Raw genomic sequence first — 21,915 nt, forward strand, 5'->3', positions numbered from 1 at the left:
TTCAACCGCACATAATGCGGATAAACCGTATAAAACCTCATCCCCCTCCGCGATTATTACCCAATTGGTACATATTCGGCACCGTTCCGCAACGCGGGGGATTTAAAGGAGACAGAAATGGCATTTGGCAGCGCGCCACGTGGGATACCCCGTATCCTGCAGTGGCTCCTTGCCGGACTGATGACGCTCATCGGTCTGGCTGTTGGCGGCTTAGGTTTAAAGCTTGTTACCGTAGGCGGAAGTGGGTACTTCCTGATCATGGGCGTGGCGATGGTGATTGCCGCCGTTCTGATTTTCATCAACCGCGCCAGCGGGATCGTCCTCTATGGCATCGCGTTTATCGCCTCGCTGTTCTGGGCCGTCAGCGATGCCGGATGGGATTTCTGGCCGCTCTTCTCGCGCCTCTTTACGTTTGCCGTGCTGGCCTTCCTCTGTGCCATCGTCTGGCCGTTTATGCGCGCAGCAAACCACAACGCCCCGAACAAAGCACCGGCGTTTGGCGTCGCGGCCGTTCTGGCGGTCGTGATGCTGGTGAGCCTCGGCTGGATGTTCAAGCCGCAAACGCTGGTGGCGGCGAATGAGCCGGTACCGGTAAAACCGGTCGCACCGGGTCAGGAGCAGAAAAACTGGGCGCACTGGGGCAATACCACCCACGGTGACCGCTTCGCCGCCCTCGATCAAATTAACAAACAAAACGTGAACGAGCTGAAGGTGGCCTGGGTTGCCCACACGGGGGATATTCCTCAGAGCAACGGCTCCGGTGCGGAAGATCAGAACACCCCATTGCAAATTGGCGACACGCTGTATGTCTGTACGCCGTACAGTAAAGTCCTGGCGCTGGACGTCGACTCCGGTAAAGAAAAATGGCGTTACGACGCGAAAGCCTCAGCACCGAACTGGCAGCGTTGTCGCGGTCTGGGCTACTTTGAAGACCATAGCAGCGTGACAACGTCACAGGCAGATGCACAGCCTGCGGCATGCCCTCGTCGTCTGTTCCTGCCGACCACCGATGCGCGACTGATTGCTATCAATGCAGATAACGGCAAGGTCTGTGAAGACTTTGGCGATCGTGGCACCGTTGACCTGAGCATCGGGATGGGGGAAATCAAGCCGGGTTACTATCAGCAGACCTCCACGCCGCTGGTCGCGGGGAATGTGGTGGTGGTTGGCGGTCGTATCGCGGATAACTTCTCCACCGGCGAACCGCCGGGCGTCGTGCGTGCGTATGACGTTCATACCGGCAAGCTGGCATGGGCATGGGATCCGGGTAATCCGCAACTGACCGGCCTTCCACCGGAAGGACAGACCTATACACGCGGCACGCCGAACGTCTGGTCTGCCATGTCTTACGATCCAAAACTGAACCTGATCTATCTGCCAACCGGCAACGCCACGCCAGATTTCTGGGCGGGTGAGCGTACGGCGCTGGATGACAAGTACAGCTCCTCCATCGTGGCGGTGGACGCCGCCACCGGTCAGGTGCGCTGGCATTTCCAGACCACCCACCACGACCTGTGGGACTTTGATCTCCCTTCCCAGCCGCTGCTGTACGATTTACCCGACGGTAAAGGTGGCACCACGCCGGTGCTGGTGCAGACCAGCAAGCAGGGCATGATCTTTATGCTCAACCGCGAAACCGGCAAGCCCGTGGCGAAAGTGGAAGAGCGCCCGGTACCGGCCGGTAACGTTGAAGGTGAACGTTACTCCCCGACCCAACCGTACTCTGTTGGCATGCCGATGATTGGCAACCAGACGCTGACCGAATCGGATATGTGGGGGGCGACACCAGTCGACCTGCTGCTGTGCCGCATTCAGTTTAAAGAGATGCGTCACCAGGGCGTCTTCACCCCACCGGGTCTCGACCGTTCCCTGCAGTTCCCGGGCTCCCTCGGCGGGATGAACTGGGGCAGCGTCTCAATCGACCCGAACAACAGCCTGATGTTCGTTAACGATATGCGCCTGGGACTGGCAAACTACATGGTACCGCGTGCCAACGTGGCGAAAAACGCCAGCGGCATCGAGATGGGTATTGTGCCTATGGACGGTACACCGTTCGGAGCTATGCGTGAACGCTTCCTGTCGCCGTTGGGCATTCCGTGTCAGAAGCCACCGTTTGGCACCATGTCAGCCGTTGACCTGAAATCAGGCAAGCTGGTGTGGCAGGTTCCGGTCGGTACGGTGGAAGATACTGGCCCGCTTGGCATTCGTATGCATATGCCGATCCCAATCGGTATGCCGACCCTGGGCGCGTCCCTCGCTACCCAGTCCGGTTTGCTGTTCTTTGCCGGCACCCAGGATTTCTACCTGCGCGCGTTTGATACCGCCACCGGGAAAGAGATCTGGAAAGACCGTCTGCCGGTCGGTAGCCAGTCCGGACCGATGACTTATGTTTCACCGAAAACCGGTAAACAGTACATCATCATCAACGCGGGGGGTGCCCGTCAGTCGCCGGATCGCGGTGATTACGTGATTGCCTACGCGCTACCGGACAAGCAGTAACGCCATAAAAAAGGGACCTGACGGTCCCTTTTTTTCACACGTTTACCCCGGACGACTCAGAACGTTTCCCAGTTATCACCCGACACCGCAGGCGCAGGACGTAAAGGTGCGTTTTTCACCGCTGGCGCAGACGAGACTGAACGGCCAGGCTTTGCGCCACTCAGACGAAATGCCCCGACTGCCTCGGTCAGACGCGCGCCCTGTTCTTCCAGGGAGGCCGCCGCCGCAGAGGCTTCTTCCACCAGCGAGGCGTTCTGCTGCGTCACTTTGTCCATCTCCGAAATCGCCTGGCTGACCTGCTCGATACCGCGGCTCTGTTCGTCGGAGGCGGCGGCAATTTCCAGCATAATATCGGTAACGCGTTTCACCGCATCGACGATGTCGTTCATGGTGTTGCCCGCGGCGACCACTTCACCGGAACCCTGATCGATCAGGGAAACCGACTCGTTGATCAGGCTTTCAATCTCTTTCGCGGCATTTGCACTTCGGCTCGCCAGGGTACGCACTTCGCTCGCCACCACCGCAAAGCCGCGTCCTTGTTCACCCGCACGCGCTGCTTCTACTGCCGCATTGAGCGCCAGGATATTGGTCTGGAACGCAATGCTGTTAATTACCGCAGTAATCTCAGAGATCTTCTTCGAACTGGTGGAGATATTGCTCATCGTTTTCACCACGCCGGAGACCATCTGGCCGCCACGGCTGGCTTTACCGGAGGCATCTTCCGCCAGCTTGCTGGCATGGTGCGCGTTATCGGCATTTTGTTTCACCGTCGCGGTCAGCTGTTCCATACTTGCGGCAGTCTGCTCAATGGCGGCCGCCTGCTGTTCGGTACGGGATGAGAGATCGGTGTTGCCAGCCGAGATTTCACTGGTTCCGCGATAGATCTCTTCCGCCCCCTGGCGTACGGTGCCAACCGTGGTCTCCAGCGAGTGCTGCATGGTTTGCAGGTCGCGCGTCAGCCGGCCAATTTCGCTGCGCCCGGCGACATCATCCGGCATCGTCAGGTCGCCTTTTGCAATGTTCTCGATTCGCGTAGCAGCACGCTGAAGCGGATTGATGACCGTGCGGCGCAGCACGATAAAGGTCAGCGCGGTCAACACCAGCGCCAGGGCAAACGCCCCGACCATAAACATCAGGCCCAGCTGCGTGCGGCTGTGCGCCTGCGCCGTCAGGGCATTGGCCCGGTCGGTACGGATCTTAATCGCCTTCAGCAGGACGGCGTTATAGGCGTCATCCAGCGGGCGCGCGGATTCGTTTTCATGGTTAATGATCGCTTCAAACATGCCGTTTTTGGCAAATTTAACCATCGGCTGAAGGCCCGCGATATAGGCGTCAAAGCGTGTTTTCAGTTCGGCATCCAGCGCTTCATCCTCCGCCGTACGAACGGGGCGGTTCATGTACGCGTTAAAGCCATCCTGAGACTGCTTAATACGTTTTTCCGCCTCGCTGATGTTCTGCTTCATTGCATCCATCTCGGCGATACGGCTGGCCGCGCCAGCGTGGATCATATTGATACGCGCGGTGCGAAGATGGTTAGAACTGTTCGACAGCCCCATACGCACCTGAATTTCTGATGTGACATCCTGCTGATCGGCGTCTGCCTGCAGCAGGAAATAGCCCGCCAGACCTGAGCTCAAGGCGAACAGCAAAATAATGCCACCGAGAATGGAGGAAAACAGCGGAACCAGCCTGATATGATGCAAAAAGCTTAGCGTGCGCTGCGCCTGCATCGTTGTTGTGTTGTCCATGACCGTCGACTCTCTTGTAGGTAAGATGCGTAAAAACACGCCTGTAAAATAGTCATCGGCACGGCTGGAGATTAGCTTACGGCTAAAAGCGCAAGGCAGGTCACACTTTAGAGAAGATTATGCAGGAAACGCCAGCGGCAAAAAAACCGCTGGCAGAAGAGTTACTTGTCGCCGAAGTGAATCACCGTACGGATGGACTTACCTTCGTGCATCAAATCGAACGCGTCGTTGATTTGCTCCAGCGGCAGGCGATGGGTAATGAACGGGTCGAGCTGAATTTTCCCGACCATTGCATCTTCCACCATGCCCGGAAGCTGGGTGCGCCCTTTCACGCCGCCAAACGCTGAACCACGCCACACACGGCCGGTCACCAGCTGGAATGGACGGGTTTTGATCTCCTGGCCCGCACCGGCAACGCCAATGATGATGCTCTCACCCCAGCCTTTGTGGCAGCATTCAAGCGCGGAACGCATCACGTTAACGTTTCCGATACATTCGAAGCTGAAGTCAACACCGCCATCGGTCATCTCAACGATCACATCCTGAACCGGCTTATCGTAGTCTTTCGGGTTCACGAAATCAGTGGCACCCATTTCGCCTGCCAGGGTGAATTTCTCCGGGTTAGTATCGACAGCGATAATACGACCCGCCTTCGCCTGCACCGCCCCCTGGATAACCGCCAGACCGATACCGCCCAGACCGAACACCGCAACGGTGTCGCCCTCTTTCACTTTTGCGGTGTTATGCACCGCGCCAATCCCGGTGGTCACGCCGCAGCCCAGCAGGCAAACTTTATCCAGCGGCGCCTGTGGGTTCACTTTCGCCAGCGAAATTTCCGCACACACGGTGTATTCGCTGAAGGTACTGGTGCCCATGTAGTGATAGATCGGTTCACCGTTATAGGAGAAGCGAGTGGTACCGTCTGGCATCAGACCTTTACCCTGAGTAGCGCGAACCGCCTGGCAGAGGTTAGTTTTGCCGGATTTACAGAACTTACACTCACCACATTCTGCCGTGTACAGCGGGATCACATGGTCACCCGGCTTCAGGCTGGTCACACCCTCGCCGACTTCCACCACAATCCCGCCGCCTTCGTGGCCGAGTACCGCCGGGAAAACGCCTTCAGGATCGTCACCCGAAAGGGTAAACGCATCGGTATGGCAAACGCCGGTATGGGTAATTTTGATCAGGACTTCGCCTTTCTTCGGCGGAGCCACGTCGATTTCAACGATTTTGAGCGGCTGGCCGGGGCCAAATGCGACAGCAGCGCGAGATTTCATAATGTCTCTTCCCTTATTGTGAGGTCTGTGGGTTTATTTTAGATAAGAGCGCAGCAAATGGCCGACTTCTGCCATGCGAACAGCCCGCTGGTCCGGCGTTGTTTCCCCGGTCACCAGCTCATCTTTGAGGTGAATTTCAACCATTTCGCCCATCAGCCCATTCGCAGCACCGCGCACGGCGGCAATTTGCTGCAGGATGGCCAGACAGGGGTCGCCCGATTCCAGTGCACGCTCAAGAGCATCAACCTGCCCTCGAATGCGGCGGACGCGCGTCAGAATACGTTTTTTATCTGCGGGTGAATGCGGCATACGCCCTCCTGATACTATAGGGGGGTATTGTATCTTTTAAAACAGCTTTATGTAAACATTAGGTTTTACGTGGTTATCGTGTAGTTAGCTGAGAGGCTCATCAGCCAGAATTGCTGCTCAGGGTTAGTTCATCTCCTGCGATTTGCTCATAACCACGACCAAAGGATGCAGAACGAATCGTGTGGCTAAACTTCCCTTCCCTTCTGCCCGTATCTGGGTTCACCAGGTTAATATATCTGTCGCCACGTTTCCTCCGGACGTAAAAAAACCCGCCTAAGCGGGTCATTTTTTTAGCTAAAAATCACGGGTATTTTTTCTTCAGTTCATCAAGCTTGTTACCGTCTTCCTCTGTAAACATTGTTGCATCAAACAACGCCCGCTTATCAGTACCGTCTACTCTCATGACTGTCACAGTGAAAACAGCGTCGCTTGGGGCATAAAGTTGACCCCATTCAGAATTTTTAGGCGGAGCCAGAGCCCATGTAGCTTCTTCATTCGGTTTAAGCCCGTCAGGAATATCGTAAAAGAACTTACTTTCCAACCAGGGATCTGAGTGTCCGCTGCTTGCTATCACTCCATGCAGGTAGGCTCTGGAAATAACGTTTTCACTCTTGTTTTTTACAACCAGTCTAATTACGGGTTGTGGCTCACCGTCTTCCTCAGGCTCCCTGGTAAATCTGGCTGATAAAACCTGGATTTTCTTCAGCTCTTCTTTAGCCATATCTGAGTCAGCTTTTTTCTTTTCTAGCGTTTTAATTTCCTGAATTGCCTGTTCTTTCTGCTTAAGCTCTCTCTCAGCTGTTACTTTCTGAGCATAAGAAATGACTTCCTCAGCAGTCTTTCCCGACAGGGGTTCGCGCATCTTTTTGCTGAGGTCTTCTTTGTCATTGTCTGATGAGGCATGCATGAGATCAGCCATGTTGATGTTACTGAATGCCACAACTTGCAGAGCGCTATCAAACTCCTCCCGCTTATTCTCCGGAAGTGACTCTCTGACTTTAGCTATAGACGATTTCATTGCATCATCAGTTGATGAGTCAATTTTTGGTTTATCGCAACCGGCAAGTAAGCAGGAAAGTAATATCACGCCAACAATTTTTTTCATGTCCCTATTCCATCAGTAAAAATTAGGAACAATCTTATCAGGAATTGGTGCATTGATAAAATAAGCATATAGAACATTAACTTGATTCAGTTGCATTCCACACGTCTGGTGATTATCAACGCCAGGCGCAGGGTCGTTTTCACCATGCCTTCTGCGTTTTGGCTGCGGCCATCACATCCCGCGCATTCATCACAATAAAAAAGGCCACCGAATGGCAGCCCTGGTCGTTAGGTATTTATCAATATCGTTTCATGGTGCCGACTGGCGTCCTTTCTGACCAATCAGGCCTCTCACCAGCCATGATCGCACGCTGTTGGGATGGTGTCACAGACTGGGTTATCTCTGGCATAGCCTTGTATTCAGGTTTTTGAGGTGGGCTGAGAACCAGATCGGAACTACAACCTGTCAGCAAAAAAATCGCAAGAAGAGAGGAATTAAACTTGTGCACTCTATACCCTTCCAATGGGATAAAAAATTAAAGAAAGAATCGTGGTGTCGGGTGCATCCCAGTGACTCTCCCCTGGTAAGCAAAGATGCGTACATACCTGCGGACAGCAGTAGTATGGAACGCCCTCTCGTCAGAGAGGATTCACCACGGAAATAAATTATGTCGAATTTATTCCTTCGGTCAATGCATGATTGCTGTGAGTTGTCGCAGGATCAGGGGAATACGAGGTGACTTGATCGGAGCCATAGAAAAGAAACGTGGATGTTTATGTTCGCCGGGGTTTGCCCTGAACGTTCACTTTCTTCGGTTACGGGACTACAATTCAATAAATTTCATTCACATAGAGTTGATACGATGAGTACAACCCCCTTTATCCGCCCTCAACTTAACCTGCCAGACGGTGCCGACAAACTGCTGCTGCACTCCTGCTGCGCCCCCTGCTCGGGAGAAGTGATGGAGGCCATCCAGGCCTCGGGAATTGATTACACCATATTTTTCTATAACCCCAATATTCATCCACAAAAGGAATACCTCATCCGTAAGGAGGAGAATATTCGCTTTGCGGAAAAACACGGCGTGCCGTTTGTCGATGCCGATTACGACACCGATAACTGGTTTGAACGCGCTAAGGGCATGGAATGGGAACCCGAGCGCGGCATCCGCTGCACCATGTGCTTCGATATGCGTTTCGAACGCACGGCGTTGTATGCGGCAGAAAATGGTTTTCGCGTCATCAGTAGTTCATTAGGGATCTCCCGCTGGAAGAATATGCAGCAGATAAATGACTGCGGCCAGCGTGCGGCAGCGCGCTATCCGGGGATGGTCTACTGGGACTATAACTGGCGCAAACAGGGCGGTTCCTCGCGCATGATTGAGATAAGCAAGCGGGAACAGTTTTACCAGCAGGAATATTGCGGGTGCGTGTATTCGCTCAGGGACAGTAACCTGCACCGCAAGTCTCAGGGCCGCCCGCTTATCCGGATTGGGAAACTGTATTACGGTCAGGATGAGAATGAGAAATAAAGGGTTTATGGCATAGAGATATATCCGAAAACAGGAGGATTTTGTGCCAATTTCCGCCCTGCGTCCCTTAAAACGCAAAAGAGAGGCTATCCTTATACTATCAACACAAGGAGGCAAAAATGACTGATTTCAATACTGATAAAAATACACAGTTTGCAGAAGACAAAGCGAAAAATAAACTCGATGAACTGGCAGGCTCAGCCCAGCAGCAGTTTGGCGATTTCGTTGATTCCCCAAAGCATCAGGTTAAAGGTGCTGCCAAAAAATATGCCGCACAGGCCAGCGACGCCGTTTCCGATGTCACTGAAGCGGTGAGAAACAATCCCCTGACGGGTTTAATTGCTGCGGGGGCGGTAGGTATTGTTCTCGGCCTGTTACTGGGTCGAAAATAAATAAAGGCCCTTCGGGGCTTTATTTATTTTCGCTTTAGCTAAACAGTCTGACCATGCGATCTAATTCGTCTTCTTTCACCGCCCGCGACAGATAATAGCCCTGAAAACTTTTAACCCCAAGGGCGACTAACTTCTCAAACTTCTCTTCGCTATCCACCCCTTCAGCAATACAATCCGTGCCGGTCATATCGCTGTATATCTGTATCGCTTTAATAAGATTATAATCATTATCATTCGCCACAAAATGCTCGACGATATCCCGGTCAAGCTTTAATCCATCAAAATGCACCTGCCTTACCGGGAACATGGTTTGATGGTTGGAAAAGCAGTCATCGAGAAACAGCCGGCACCCGGTATTGCGTAAACGCCGCATGGTTTCTGGGATCGTCCTATCTTTGGTCACATCAATCTCTTCGGCAAATTCAAAGACCAGTTTGTCGGCCCACTGCGGATTGAGCAGCATCGCCACAGCCTTTTTGGCCATGTCGGGAAGTGCATTCCCCGAGGCAAGTCGCGGGGGGATATTGACGGAAAAATAATATTTACCGTTATATTTATTAATACCCGACACCGCAGCATGAATCACTAGCGCAGTAATTTTTAGCCATATTTCCTGGCTTGAAATATCAGTAAGAAAATTAACTGGTTTGATAATTCTACCATTATTATTCCAGCGAATGAGTATCTCAAACCCCACCCCTTTCTTATAACGATCGGTTATGATCTGATACGCAGGGAATATTTCTCTTTTTAGCAATGCATTATAAACCGACGTCTCTTTGGCAGAGAGACTTTCTTTTTGCGTTAACCGTTCCGTGCTTCCTTCCATTCTTAAGGCATGCGGATCTTTCAGCCAGCGTCGGATCTGGTGTAATTTTTTCACCCCTTCCTTACGGTGGGTATAAACCGTTTTATTAGACAGCCCCATTTTTTCACACTGCTCTTTTACTGACATTCCGCGATAAAAATTTAATAAAACGCTTACCTCTCTTTCGGTTAAACCTTTTACGTTTTCCTGATAAGACAACCCCCAGTATTGGTCACGCAATGAACGTGAGTTATCCTTAAATACGTCATTATGCATACGAAAACAGGTCATCACATCAGACACGCTGGCTATACGAATCAATGAAAGCTGGAAAGTATTATTTAAAAGATTCCCCAGCGTTCGATACAGCCAGCCATCCGGCATTTCCCCGTACAGGGTTACCTTTCGAATAACAGGAAGTTTATTTAGCACGCAAGCGAGTCGCTTCAGGCTCTCCAGCAGAGAGACCACACCTTTGCCGAGAAACACCGAGATTTGAGCGTTTTGACTGCTAAGGATATTTTCCAGATCCTGCCGGGAAGGTTCATCCCCCTCAAAACGAACGTGCGAAGCGTCTATACCGTACTGTTTGAGTAACAGACTGTACCCCTGAAATGTGAAATGGCAGGTTGAGATGACAAATTTTTGCTCATAAAAAGCAGCATTTCTGAAAGAAATATTTTGGGTCATAACCTGCTCCTGGGCACAAAAACACATATCCCATTTGTGAATGTAACAAAATATAAAAACCCTGTTGTTGATAATAATTTTACAGTACACCATCAGGTTAAGAAACCGTTATCAACGTGACTCACGAGAACATCTTTGTGTTAATCACCGCCTGTATCCATATGCAGTATAAATATAAAATTCGCATCAAATAATAACGGTAAATATGTCAATCTCAAGGTATAATAAAAAATCCGAAAGAAGACTGGATACTTCATCTATCGGCTCATTCATATAAGAGACAAACGCTATGGATAATCATATCTCATCCAGGGCCTTGCTACATCGAAGGGATGTCATTAAAAACAATCCGCGATTCAGTGAGGCAATAACAGAGCACTACACCATTAATGACGCCATCTACAAAAAACAACCTTTGTTCTACAAAACGATGCTTCAGGAATCACGGTTCAACATTATTCTTTCCATGTGTTGTTTTATCTTTGGAAATCAGGCTGAGTCAGTATCAGAAATTAAAGAATTATGTTCCCGTTATAAAATAGCCAGCCCCAACAGTGTGATTGCGATCATCACCTTGCTCAGAACCACCGGACGCATCAAGACCTGGCGCTGCAGTGAAGACAGACGCAAAACGAGAATCGCACCGACTGAAAAGGGATTTAATGAACTTAAACGCTACATGTCCGGCGCATTTTTGCCGGTAAGTATTCTTTTCCCAAAGTTTAATATCAACGTTAATCTGCTGGATAACGACATCCTGCGAAATAACTTTTTCCGTCGCGCAGCGGAATACCTTTTCAGGGGATTAACGTTCAGGAAGGTTTTGCCTGAAGTGGGATTGTTTATTGATAAAGACGGAGGGCGAATGATAATGTTATATCTTTACCTGCAGGCCATAAAAAATAAAACCGCACATGGTGCAGTCATACCTTATTCAGCCAACTTACTGGCTAAAGAATTTTTTGTTTCACGGATCCACGTCAACCGTATTATCAAATCGGCGCAAGAGGCGGGTTATCTTAAAGATCAGGGTGATGGCCAGATGTCGATTTACCCGGCGTTTATAGAACTGGTCGAAAACTATGCCGGATTATACTTCGCCTATGTGACTCACTATATCAACGTCGTTCCTAAAGAACGACGCCACGTTGTTAACGTAACGTCGACGGTATAATGTTTCTGGCGTTCGGTTTCCCGAACGCCCTTTGTTTACCGTTCCCGCAGTGCCTCTTTCGCCTTATTAAGCGGTTTCAACAGATAATCCAGAATCGTTTTACTGCCTGTTTTAATATCAACGGTCGCAATCATCCCCGGAAACACCGGGAAGGCTTTGCCTTGTCTATTGGTCAGATGGTTACTGTCAGTGCGGATATAGACCCGATAGTAATACACATCCCTTTTCACCTCATCCTGAAGCGTATCCGGCGAAATCATGGTCACCTCGCCCTCCAGCCCACCGTAAATGGAGTAGTCATAGGCGGTCACTTTCACCAGCGCTTTTTGTCCCGGATGAATAAAGGCGACATCGCGCGGCGAGATTTTCGCTTCAATTACCATCTGGTCATCAAGCGGAACCAGGCTCATCAGCTTGCCGTTTGGCGGAATCACCCCTCCCACGGTTGTCACGTCGATATCCTTAACGATCCCGCGCACCGGCGCATTGAAGGTCAGTCTGGTCAACGAATCTTCACGCCCTTTCATCACCGAACGTTGCGCTTCAATCTCCGCGTTCGCTTTCGCCAGCTCTTCACGGGCGCGAACGTAATACTGGTTTTTCATCTCGGTGATTTTGTTCTCAAGCTCATTTTTTTGACGCTCAAGACGTAACACCTCCACCTTACTGGCTGCCCCCTGCGTCACCAGCGGACGGGTCAGCGACAGCTCACGCTGCACCAGTTCGGCCCCCTGCCGTAACCCTGCCAGCCCTTTCTCAAGACTTTCGCGACGAGACTGATACAGCGCCGTTTCCTGTTTGACCAGTTCAACGTCATCATCCAACTCTGCCGGAAAAGCCAGTGCCGTGTCGTTCACTTCGGCCTTCAGACGCGAGGCGGTTGCCAGCGCGGCATTCAGGCGCGATTCACTCTCCAGCACGCTTGATTCGGTTTTCGTCCGGTCAAGCTGTGCCAGCTGCTGACCACGCTCAACGATGTCGCCTTCACGCACCAGCAAACTGTGAATAATGCCCCCCTCAAGGGACTGGATCACCTGCTCGTGCGAAGAGGGGATCACCTTGCCGCTACCGGTGGTGACCTCATCAAGGCTGAACAGGCTTGCCCAGGTGATAAATACCGCCAGCAGGGCGAACAGCGACCAGGCGACCCAGGTTGACCGCGGCAAGCGTGGCTCCTTCAGGCGGCTGTTGACGCGAGAGAAATCAGTCATGCTACGCCCTCCTCTGCTACTGGTGTCGGTTTCATGGTCACGGTACGCTGTGAGGCTTTTTGCGGCGCCATACCGTGCTGGCGAAGAATGGCGTCGCGCGGGCCATCCATGATCACCTTGCCGTTTTCCAGCACGATGATACGGTCAACCAGTTCCAGAATAGGCAGACGATGGGTCGCGACCACCAGCGTCCGGCGCTTGCCCAACCACGGTTTAAGGTGCTGGATAAATTGCTTCTCACTCATCTCGTCAAGCCAGGCGGTAGGTTCATCCAGCAACAAAATGTTCGGAGAGGTGATCAGGGCGCGAGCCAGTAATAACGCCTGACGCTGCCCGCCGGACAGGCCCGCACCGCCTTCGTTGATAATGTAGTTGAGCCCCATTTTCTGTTTGCGGACAAACTCCAGCGCACCACTGTTCACCAGCGCCTGATGGATCTCATCGTCGGTGGCCAGCGGGTTGCCCATCAGAATGTTGTCCCGCACGGAGCCAAAGAATAGCCGCGCCTGCTGGCTCAGCAGCTGCATGTCGCGGCGCACGTCAGCCGGGTCCAGGTGGTTCAACGCGATATTATCCAGCAGAATGCTGCCCTGCTGAGGCTCCTGCATCCCTGCCAGCAGTTGCAGCAGCGTGCTTTTGCCGGAGCCATTGCGTCCGAGCACCGCCACCCGCTCCCCGGCGCGAATCAGCAGTTTGCTGATGTTCAGAACGGTGAGTTTTTCTTCATCGTCGTACCAGAACCCCACCTCTTCCAGCGCATAATCCCCCCGCAGATGGGCTTTATGCACCTTCTTGCCCTGCTGAGGATCGTCAATCGGGCGCTGCATCAGATCGTCGAGTCCTTTACGTGCCACTTTCGCCGACTGCCAGCGGGAGAGCACGCCTGAAATTTGCGACAGCGGCGCGATGGTCCGCGACGCGAGAATAGAGGTCCCCACCAGCGCACCGGTGGTCATGTCCCCGCTGATAACCAGGTAACACCCCACCAGCAGCACCACGGCATACACAATCGACTGCACCTCCTGCGTCCAGGTCAGCAACAGCCCGGTCAGCCAGCGCTGCTTCATGCCGACGTTAGCGGCAACATCATTGGTGTTATTCCACTGATTCTGGAAGCGCTGTTCAGCGCGCATCAGCTTGATGTCTTCAATGCCCTGAACCGCCTCCACCAGCGTGGCGTTACGAATGGCGGACTCGCGCATCCCTTCGCTGGACAGTTTGCCCAGCGGGCGCTGGACCAGCAGGCCCGGGATAAGCAGCAGCGGCACGGCAAGCAGGACAACCAGTACCAGCGGACCGCCAATCATCCACAAAATGAACACAAACAGCAGGAAGAATGGCAGATCGGAGATGGCCGCAATGGTGGTGGACGTGATCAGTTCACGAACCGACTCCAGTTCGCGGATCTGGGCAATAAACGACCCGGTTGACTTAGAGCGGGCCCCGTTTTTAATCCTCAGCGCGTGTGCAAAAACGCGTTCAGAAATACGCAGGTCGGCGCGTTTACCCACCACATCCGAAATGTGCACGCGCAGCATGCGCATGATGAATTCGAAAACAATGGCGATCATCACGCCGCCAAACAGGACCCACAGCGTGGCTTCCGATTGCGAGGGCACCACCCTGTCATACACCTGCATGGAAAAAACCATGCCGGAAAGGGCCAGGACGTTAGCGACCAGCGCCACCAGCATAATATCGCTGTAGCGTCGCCAGTCCTTCAGGGCCAGCTGCCAGAACCAGTTTTTCTCATACGGTTTGATGTAATCATCCACCCGGGCATCCGGCGTGGACTCGAGCGGGCGCAGCACCAGCAGTCCTGTTAACCGTGAGCACAGCGCCTCACGCGTCAGCGTCGTCTCCAGGCCGCCGTCACCGCTGAACTGCAGGCTCACGTTGCCCTCGCTGTCCATGCGGTTAATGACCGCGATTTGCCCGCCGGTAAATTCCGCAAGCAGAGGTAAACGCCACGGGTCGAGGGAGACCGCGTCGGCCGCCACCATACGCATCCCTAACCCAAGCTGGCGTGCCATCTCTTCCAGCACCAGCTGGCGTGGAGACTGGCTTTCATGGTTAATCGTGACCCGAACATGCTCTGCCGAGAAGTCCAGCCGATAGTGCTTCGCGATGATGAGCATGCCCTGCAACCAGGGTTCGTACTGTGGATGTGTCTTCATAATGTTGTGAAATCTTTTATCGCTCTTCGTTGTAGCCACGCAAAAGGCCGCGAGGATCGCTCCTCGCGGCATAGTTTTACGCAATTAACAGTTGATGATTTGCCAGCAGCGTAGCCAGATCGGTCTGCACGCCGTTCAGCGTGACCAGCGTTGTGGGTGAGAACTGGCCGCCGCTACCGTCCAGGTCAACCTGGATTTCGGTATTGCTGCCGTTTTGCACCACGCGGATGTAATCGGTGATATTCCCCGCACTGCCGTCCAGCGTGGCGACCCCGTTCACATAGCTCGCTGAGCCCGTACCGGTGTAGCCGCTGCCTGAAAGCAGGTCGCGCAGGTCAATACGGTCCGTATCCGCCGTGCCTTCCCAGGTGCCTACCGTAAAGCCGTTCACCACATCACTGCCGTTACCGCCTGTGGCATTGGAGGCGTTGATCAACGTGTAGAGCAGCGTATCGTGACCGCCGCTGCCAATATTGAACGTGTCGTTACCGCCACGGCCTTCGAACTGGTTGTTACCGCTGTTACCGGTAATGACATCGTCAAAGTCCGAGCCGTTAATGCCCTCAATGTTCAGCAGGCGTGAGGTACCAAACCCGGTGTCCTGCGCGGTAGAAAGACGCAGATCGACGGTCACGCCGGACGTCGCATTGCGGTAGTCCACCACGTCCATCCCCCCGGTGTTACTCCAGGTGTCGTGATCCGAGTGGGTCGTCCACCCGCCGGAACCGTTATAGGTATACGTGCCGTCCTCGGCGATAAAGGTGTCGTTATACCCGGTACCGGTAAGCGTCCCGCTGTGCCCCCCGGTTGCTGCTTCGGCAGTGAGGACGTAGCCCTCTTTACCGTTGCCGGCTTCCAGACCGCTCCAGGTGACGTTATCCGACACGCCATTGGTGATTTTCAGGATCTCGGCCGAGTAAGTTTCATTCGGATCCAGACCGTAGAAACTCACCAGTGCAGAGGTATCGTTCGAACCGATACCGGACTGGGCGTTGATGATCTGCGAGGCCACCAGTACGCCCGCCGCGTTATACAGATTGACCGTATTACCGTAGTAGGCGTTGATACCCTCACTGTCGACAATGTGCAGATGCATCGCCGTGCCGTCGGCAACGGTTTTGCTGTTTTGCACCAGCACCACTTTGCCGTTCTGCTGCGACACCAGCAGATCCTGCGCGCCGTCCCAGTTGTAATCCACGGCGGCCACACCGGTGACGTTCGCCAGTCCGGAAGCCAGCTGACTTGCTGTCCAGCTTGAACCGTAACCGTTGTTGGTAAACAGGGTTGCGGTCTGCGCTCCGCTGTAGGTACTGAGCTTGATGACGTCCATCTGGCCGTCAGCGTTCCAGTCCACCGCCACCGACAGATACCCTGCTGACGCGTTAGACGCCTCAACCGCGCTCTTGGTGGTGGAGAGTTTCCCGGTACCGTCGTTGTAGTAGATCACCCCGCCGTTGTTGTTATAGCTGCTGCCCAGGTACAGATCCATGTAGCCATCGCCGTTGAAATCCGCCCACGTCATCGACGCCGCAGTGGTGGTATTCGCCACGTTTGCCACAAACACGTTAGTCAGGTTCTGACCGAGGGATAACGTCCCGTTACCGTTGTTGTTAATCACGGTAAGCGAGTACGCGCCGCTGCGGTTGGTGTGCTGAACCACATCCACGGTGCCGTCGTTATTCAGGTCGACGCCGGAGATTTCACGCATGGTGGTGAATTGTCCCCAGAACCCGGCGCCGCCATAGCTCCCATCCGGCGTGAGTACCCCCTTGTTGTTAATAAGGTAGGTAATGGAGTCCGCACCGGCATCGCCATACGCAAGGTCCAGATACCCGTCACCGGTTTTATCGTAGGCAATGACACCGCCGTACCAGATAGTGGTTCCCATACCCAGTTGGCTGGCGTTATAAGTGCTGCCATCGTAGGTCCACATCACCTGTGTAGACCCGCCGTAGGTGGTTTCAGTCGCAAAGATGTCCTGCGTGCCGTTACGGTCAAAATCGGCGGCGGTCTGGCTTACGGCAGGGAAGCCACGCGTATTGGTCAGCGCGTTCGCCGCGTAGGTTGAATCATCACTGCTGGAATAGGACTGTCCGTTAGCAATGATATTCCACAGGCCGCTGCTGTTCATGCCGACGGTCATGGTCGAGTTTTCGCTGTTACCCGCCGTGGTGGCCCAGCTGGTATTCACCGTGGTGGTATCAATCACCAGGCTGCCGCTCGCCGTCCCGGTGGTATTGCCGTTACCCGCGCTGCTCTTCACCTGTGCCGTTACGTTATAGCTGGCAACGCTCAGTGCATCGCTGTCCGGGATCTGCAGATACCAGGTGTTGTGATCCGGGTCGACCACTACCGCGCCGCCCGTCTGCGAGGTGTAGGTTTTACCGTTCACATTCACCACCAGGTACTCGCCGTTCACCAGATCCGCGGAGACCGTTCCGCTGACAATCGGCGTGGTATCCGATGTTGTCTGCGCGGTAATTGCCGCCGTGGTGGTCGGGATACTGGTATCGACGTTCAGTACAAACCCGTCCGATTCCGTATAGTTACCGGCTTTATCGGTTACCCGCAGGATATACGTATGATTGCCATCGCTCAGGCCGTTATCCTGGAAGGACCAGCTTGCGCTACCGTTCATCGTGACCTGGCCCAGCAGGATCCCGTCACGATAAAGCTGCACAATCTCACCGTCATCCGGCGCGCAGTTCAGCGTTCCGTTGATCAGCGGCGAGCTGTCATCCGTCGCCATCGCGCTGCCAAAGGAGCCCTGACGTTCACCTTCGCCATCGGTATAGCTCACCACGGTGCCCACGGTGGTTGGCGGCGTGGTATCCACCGTCACCACCTGCGATGAGGTTGAGCCCACGTTGCCCGCCTGGTCGATAATCCGCACCTGGTAGGTGTAATCACCGTCAGCCAGATCGCGGGTATCGGTGTAGCTCCAGCGCTGGTTGGTTACCGTTGCATCTGTCCAGGTATTCCCGCCGTCCAGGCTAATCTGCACGCGTTCATCATTGGCCAGCGCGCTGCCAAGCGAGCCGTTGAGCGTAAGCGTGGTGTCCATGGTGATGAAATCAGTGCCGGACTGCCCGGTATCTTCACTGATGCTGTCAATGGTGATGCCGTACTGAGGCGCGTGGGTATCAACCGTGACCGTCTGCGACGTGGTTGCCCCGACGTTTCCGGCCAGATCGACCACCCGCACCTGATAGTTATAGCTACCGTCGGCCAGGGTACGCGTGTCGTTATAGCTCCACTGTGTGCCATTCACCGTCGCGTTAACCCAGGTGGTGCCGCCATCCATACTGACCTGAACATACTCGCCCGCACCGGGTTGCGCCCCCAGCGTCCCGTTCAGGGTGTATGACGTTGAACTGGTCAGGAAGTCGTTGTTGTCAAAGCCGGTATCCACGGTGATGTTATCCACGGTCACCGTAATCGCCGCATCCGGGGCGACCGTATCGACAGTCACCTGCTGATGGGCACTGGATCCCACGTTACCTGCGGCATCCACCACGCGCACATAATAGTCATAGGTGGCATTACCCAACGTACGGCCGTCCACGTAGTACCAGCTGTTGCCGGTGACAATCACGTTCTGCCAGGTCACGCCACCGTCGATGCTGATTTGCGCATATTCGCCGTCAGCCAGCGTCGCGCCGAGCGAGCCATGCAGCGTTAGCGAGGTATCATGGGTGATAAAGTCGCTGCTGCTCAGGCCAGTGTCATCGCTGATGCTGTCAATGGCGATGGTTTTACTGGCATCGGGTGCCACGGTATCAATGGTAACCACCTGGCTGGTGGTGGCGCTGATATTGCCCGCATCGTCAATCACGCGAAGCTGATAGTTATAATCGCCGTCCGCCAGCGTGCGGGTATCAACCCAGGTCCAGCTCAGTCCGCTGACGCTGACATCCGTCCAGGTTACGCCGCCGTCGAGGCTGATCTGCGCGTGATCGCCACTCCCCAGCGCCGCACCGAGCGTCCCTTTCAGGCTGATCTGGTTATCGCTGGTGATAAAGTCGCTGCCAGACAAACCGGTATCCTGACTGACGGAATCGACCGTAATGGTCGTCGCCGCAGGCGCGGTGAGATCCACCACCACGTTCTGGCTGTCCGTTGCCCCTACGTTACCCGCGTTATCAATCACGCGGACCTGGTACTGATACGTACCGTCCGTCAGGGTGCGGCCATCGGTGTAGCGCCAGGTGGTGCCCGTAACGGCCAGGTCAATCCAGCTCGCCCCGCCGTCCACGCTGATCTGCGCTTTCTCGTTATTGCCGAGCTGCGCGGTCAATGAACCGTTAACAATAATCTGGCTGTCGTTGGTGATGAAATCACTCGCGCTCAGCCCGGTATCGTTTTGCAGGGCGTCGATACTGATCCCCATTGCCGGCGCGGTCAGATCCACGGTCACGGTGTGATCGTCGCTGGCAGTGTTACCGATGGTGTTACTCACCAGGGCATGGATCACATACGATCCTCCGTCTGCCAGCGCGGTCACGTCTGCACTGCCTACGGTATAGTTCCAGCTACCGTCAGCCTGCACGGTTGTGGTGTAGGTTTTGCCGTTCAGGGTGATGGTCACCGTCTGGCCCGCAGGTGCGTCGGTGGTACCACTGACCACCAGAGGGATACCATGTTCAGCGGCACTGACGATATCGTCCTGCGCAAAGGTGTGGATAGTTATGGTCGGGACATCACCGTTTAGCGTCACGTCGTGCGTCGCGCTGCCCGGGTTACCGGCCTTGTCGTTCACCGTCGCCGTTAGGGTGTAATTCCCATCGCTCAGGCCGAGGAAATCATGCCCCGGCACAAAGACCGACCACGAGCCGTCCGCCCCCACGGTCGCCTGATAGTTGTGATCGTTGAAGGAAACCGTCACCGTCTGGCCCTGTTCCGCCGTGGTGGTGCCGCTGATGGTCTGGCCTGCCAGCTGCTCAGCGTTATTGACAATATCGTCATCCGCCACAGTACCGATGGTTACGGTTGGCGCCACGGTATCCACCGTCAGGGCGTGAGCAGTCTGTCCGCTGTTACCCGCTTTATCGTTGACTGAAGCGGTCAGCGTCAGCGCCCCTTCATTCAGGGCCGCCAGGTCGGCGGCTGGCACATCCAGCGTCCACGTACCATCGTTCGCCACCGTTGCGCTGTAGGTTTTACCCCCCAGCGTTACGGTAACGGTCTGCCCGGCTTCCGCGCTGGTAGAACCGTGCACGGTCAGCGGCTGCTGTGCTTCTGCTGCATTTAACACGTCGTCGCCAGAGAGCGTATTCACACCGATCACCGGCGCGGTGGTATCCACGCTGATGCCGTGCGTTGCCGACGCGCTGTTGCCCGCGCTGTCCTGGGCAACAACGGAGACAGGATAATGTCCGCCATCGGTCAGTGCGCCCACATCAGCAGCCGGCACGGTAGTCGTCCAGGAGCCGTCACTCTGAATGGTGGCGGTGTAGCTTTTACCGTTCAGGGTTACCGTGACCTGCGTCCCGCTGGCAAACTGCGCGCTCGAGCCGTTAATCACCAGCGAGGTGCCAGCTTCTGCCGCGTTGATCACGTCGTCGCCGGCAATGGTATTCACGGTCAGCGCCACCGAGGCCGTGTTGACCACCACATCATGGGTCTTCGTGCTGCTGTTGCCCGCACTGTCGGTAATGGTTGCGCTGAGGGTCGCAGTGCCGTCAGCCAGCGAGGAAATTACGCTGGCCGGGACGCCCACGCTCCAGTTGCCGCTCGCATCTACCGTTGTCGTGTACTGATGAGACCCGACGGTAATCACCAGCCTGTCGCCGACGTTTGCACCGGTTGCACTACCGCTGACGATCTGCGCCTGCGCATGCTCCACGCTGTTGATCACATCATCAACGGCGACCGCGTTAAAGCTGATAACCGGTGGCGTGGTGTCAAGGGTAATGGCTTTATCCGCGCTGCCTGGGTTACCGGCCGCATCGCTCACGCTAACCTGTACGGTGTAGCCGTTGTCGGCCATCGCGGTCAGCTCGGCCCCGGGCACATACACACTCCACGTGCCGCCTGCCTGAACCTGCGCGCTGTACTGTTTATCACCGAGCGTTACGGTGACCGTCTGACCCGCTTCTGCCGTGGTGGTGCCGGTGATGGCCACACCTGCAGACGCTTCGCTGGCGTTGATCACGTTGTCGCCGGCAACCGTATCAATCGTCACGGCAGGCGCGGTCGCATCGACGCTGTATTCGCGCCCTGCTGAGGCGCTGTTGCCGTTCACGTTGGTGACGCTCACCTGTACGCTGGCATCGCCCTCTTTCAGACCGGCCAGGTCAGCAGACGGTACCGTCGCCGTCCAGTTACCGCTGGCATCAACGGTGGCCGTGTAGTGCTTGCCGCCAAAGGTGATGCTGACGGTCTGGTTGGCTTCCACGTTGCTGGTGGTGCCGGAAAGCAGCAGATCTGCCCCTTTCTCCGCCGCGTTAATCACATCGTCAACGGCAATGGTATCAATGCTGATGGCGACGGCCGCCAGATCAACAGTGACGTCATGGCTGATGGTCACCGGGTTGCCCGTGGTGCTTTGGCCTGCAACGGTAACGCTTACCGTTCCTGCCGGCAGCGCGCTTACATCCGCCGCCGGAATAGCCGCGTTCCAGGTCCCGTCAGCCAGTACGGACGCCGCATAGGTTTTGCCGTTCACCGTTACCGTAAGCAGGGTCCCCGCTGCCAGCCCATCGCTGGAGCCGCTGACAATCAGGTTCTGACCATGCTCAATGCTGTTGATCACATCGTCGCCTGCCACGGTATCGACTCGCAGGCCCGGCAGGCTGGCATCGATGGAGATATCACGCTCGCCGGAACCGGTATTGCCGTGCCCGTTGGTAACCGTTGCGGTGACGGTCAGGTCGCCATTACCCAGCGCGGTCAGCACGGACTGCGGAACGTCAACGGACCAGCTCAGATCGCTCTGTACCGTTGTGGTGTAGGTATTGCCACCGACAGAGACCGTCACGGTATTACCCGCTTCGGCGTTCACCACTTTCCCGCCGATCGTCTGGCCTGCCGCCACTTCCGCTGCATTGAT

Annotated in this window: 12 protein-coding genes; 4 read left to right on the top strand and 8 right to left on the bottom strand. The window is 54.9% G+C overall.

The window, feature by feature from the left end; genetic code table 11:
- Nucleotides 1-117 precede the first annotated feature (117 nt).
- Nucleotides 118-2,499 (top strand): glucose/quinate/shikimate family membrane-bound PQQ-dependent dehydrogenase, encoded by a 2,382-nt coding sequence (locus tag L466_RS09520; protein WP_032681050.1) that lies wholly within the window; start codon nt 118-120, stop codon nt 2,497-2,499.
- A 56-nt stretch (nt 2,500-2,555) separates the two neighbouring features.
- Here L466_RS09520 and L466_RS09515 read toward each other — a convergent pair whose 3' ends face one another.
- The 4 genes from L466_RS09515 to L466_RS09500 all read right to left on the bottom strand — a co-directional run bounded on the left by L466_RS09515 (nt 2,556) and on the right by L466_RS09500 (nt 6,941).
- On the bottom strand, nt 2,556-4,247 hold the full coding sequence (locus tag L466_RS09515; protein WP_025204238.1) for a methyl-accepting chemotaxis protein: 1,692 nt from the start codon (nt 4,245-4,247) through the stop codon (nt 2,556-2,558).
- 161 nt (nt 4,248-4,408) lie between these two features.
- On the bottom strand, nt 4,409-5,527 hold the full coding sequence (locus L466_RS09510) for an S-(hydroxymethyl)glutathione dehydrogenase/class III alcohol dehydrogenase (protein ID WP_014169990.1): 1,119 nt from the start codon (nt 5,525-5,527) through the stop codon (nt 4,409-4,411).
- A 33-nt stretch (nt 5,528-5,560) separates the two neighbouring features.
- Nucleotides 5,561-5,836, bottom strand: a complete 276-nt coding sequence (locus tag L466_RS09505; protein ID WP_014169989.1) for a metal/formaldehyde-sensitive transcriptional repressor — start codon at nt 5,834-5,836, stop codon at nt 5,561-5,563.
- 301 nt (nt 5,837-6,137) lie between these two features.
- Complete coding sequence (locus tag L466_RS09500; RefSeq protein WP_032681051.1) at nt 6,138-6,941, bottom strand: DUF6694 family lipoprotein; 804 nt, start codon at nt 6,939-6,941, stop codon at nt 6,138-6,140.
- 802 nt (nt 6,942-7,743) lie between these two features.
- Here L466_RS09500 and L466_RS09495 point away from each other — a divergent pair.
- Together L466_RS09495 and L466_RS09490 are read left to right on the top strand one after the other, a co-directional pair.
- Nucleotides 7,744-8,412 (top strand): epoxyqueuosine reductase QueH, encoded by a 669-nt coding sequence (locus L466_RS09495; RefSeq protein WP_032681052.1) that lies wholly within the window; start codon nt 7,744-7,746, stop codon nt 8,410-8,412.
- A 119-nt stretch (nt 8,413-8,531) separates the two neighbouring features.
- On the top strand, nt 8,532-8,804 hold the full coding sequence (locus tag L466_RS09490; RefSeq protein WP_014169987.1) for an ElaB/YgaM/YqjD family protein: 273 nt from the start codon (nt 8,532-8,534) through the stop codon (nt 8,802-8,804).
- Between the two features lie 34 nt (nt 8,805-8,838).
- On the opposite strand, the gene L466_RS09485 is transcribed toward L466_RS09490, so the two are convergent.
- On the bottom strand, nt 8,839-10,302 hold the full coding sequence (locus L466_RS09485) for an EAL domain-containing protein (RefSeq protein WP_032681053.1): 1,464 nt from the start codon (nt 10,300-10,302) through the stop codon (nt 8,839-8,841).
- 289 nt (nt 10,303-10,591) lie between these two features.
- On the opposite strand from L466_RS09485, the gene L466_RS09480 reads away from it, so the two are divergent.
- Nucleotides 10,592-11,476, top strand: a complete 885-nt coding sequence (locus L466_RS09480) for a MarR family transcriptional regulator (protein WP_032681054.1) — start codon at nt 10,592-10,594, stop codon at nt 11,474-11,476.
- Between the two features lie 35 nt (nt 11,477-11,511).
- On the opposite strand, the gene L466_RS09475 is transcribed toward L466_RS09480, so the two are convergent.
- The 3 genes from L466_RS09475 to L466_RS09465 form a co-directional block, all read right to left on the bottom strand.
- Entirely contained in the window at nt 11,512-12,687 is a 1,176-nt protein-coding gene (locus tag L466_RS09475) for an HlyD family type I secretion periplasmic adaptor subunit (RefSeq protein WP_014169984.1), read from the bottom strand.
- Nucleotides 12,684-14,864, bottom strand: coding sequence for a type I secretion system permease/ATPase (locus tag L466_RS09470; protein ID WP_032681055.1), 2,181 nt, complete (start codon nt 14,862-14,864; stop codon nt 12,684-12,686). The genes L466_RS09475 and L466_RS09470 overlap by 4 nt, the downstream gene beginning before the upstream one ends.
- Nucleotides 14,865-14,940: 76 nt before the next feature.
- Nucleotides 14,941-21,915 (bottom strand): beta strand repeat-containing protein (locus L466_RS09465; RefSeq protein ID WP_032681056.1); only part of this gene is annotated, 6,975 nt, incomplete at its 5' end.

The organism is Enterobacter sp. BIDMC 30 (assembly GCF_000534355.1).
Classification (GTDB): Bacteria; Pseudomonadota; Gammaproteobacteria; order Enterobacterales; family Enterobacteriaceae; genus Enterobacter; species Enterobacter ludwigii.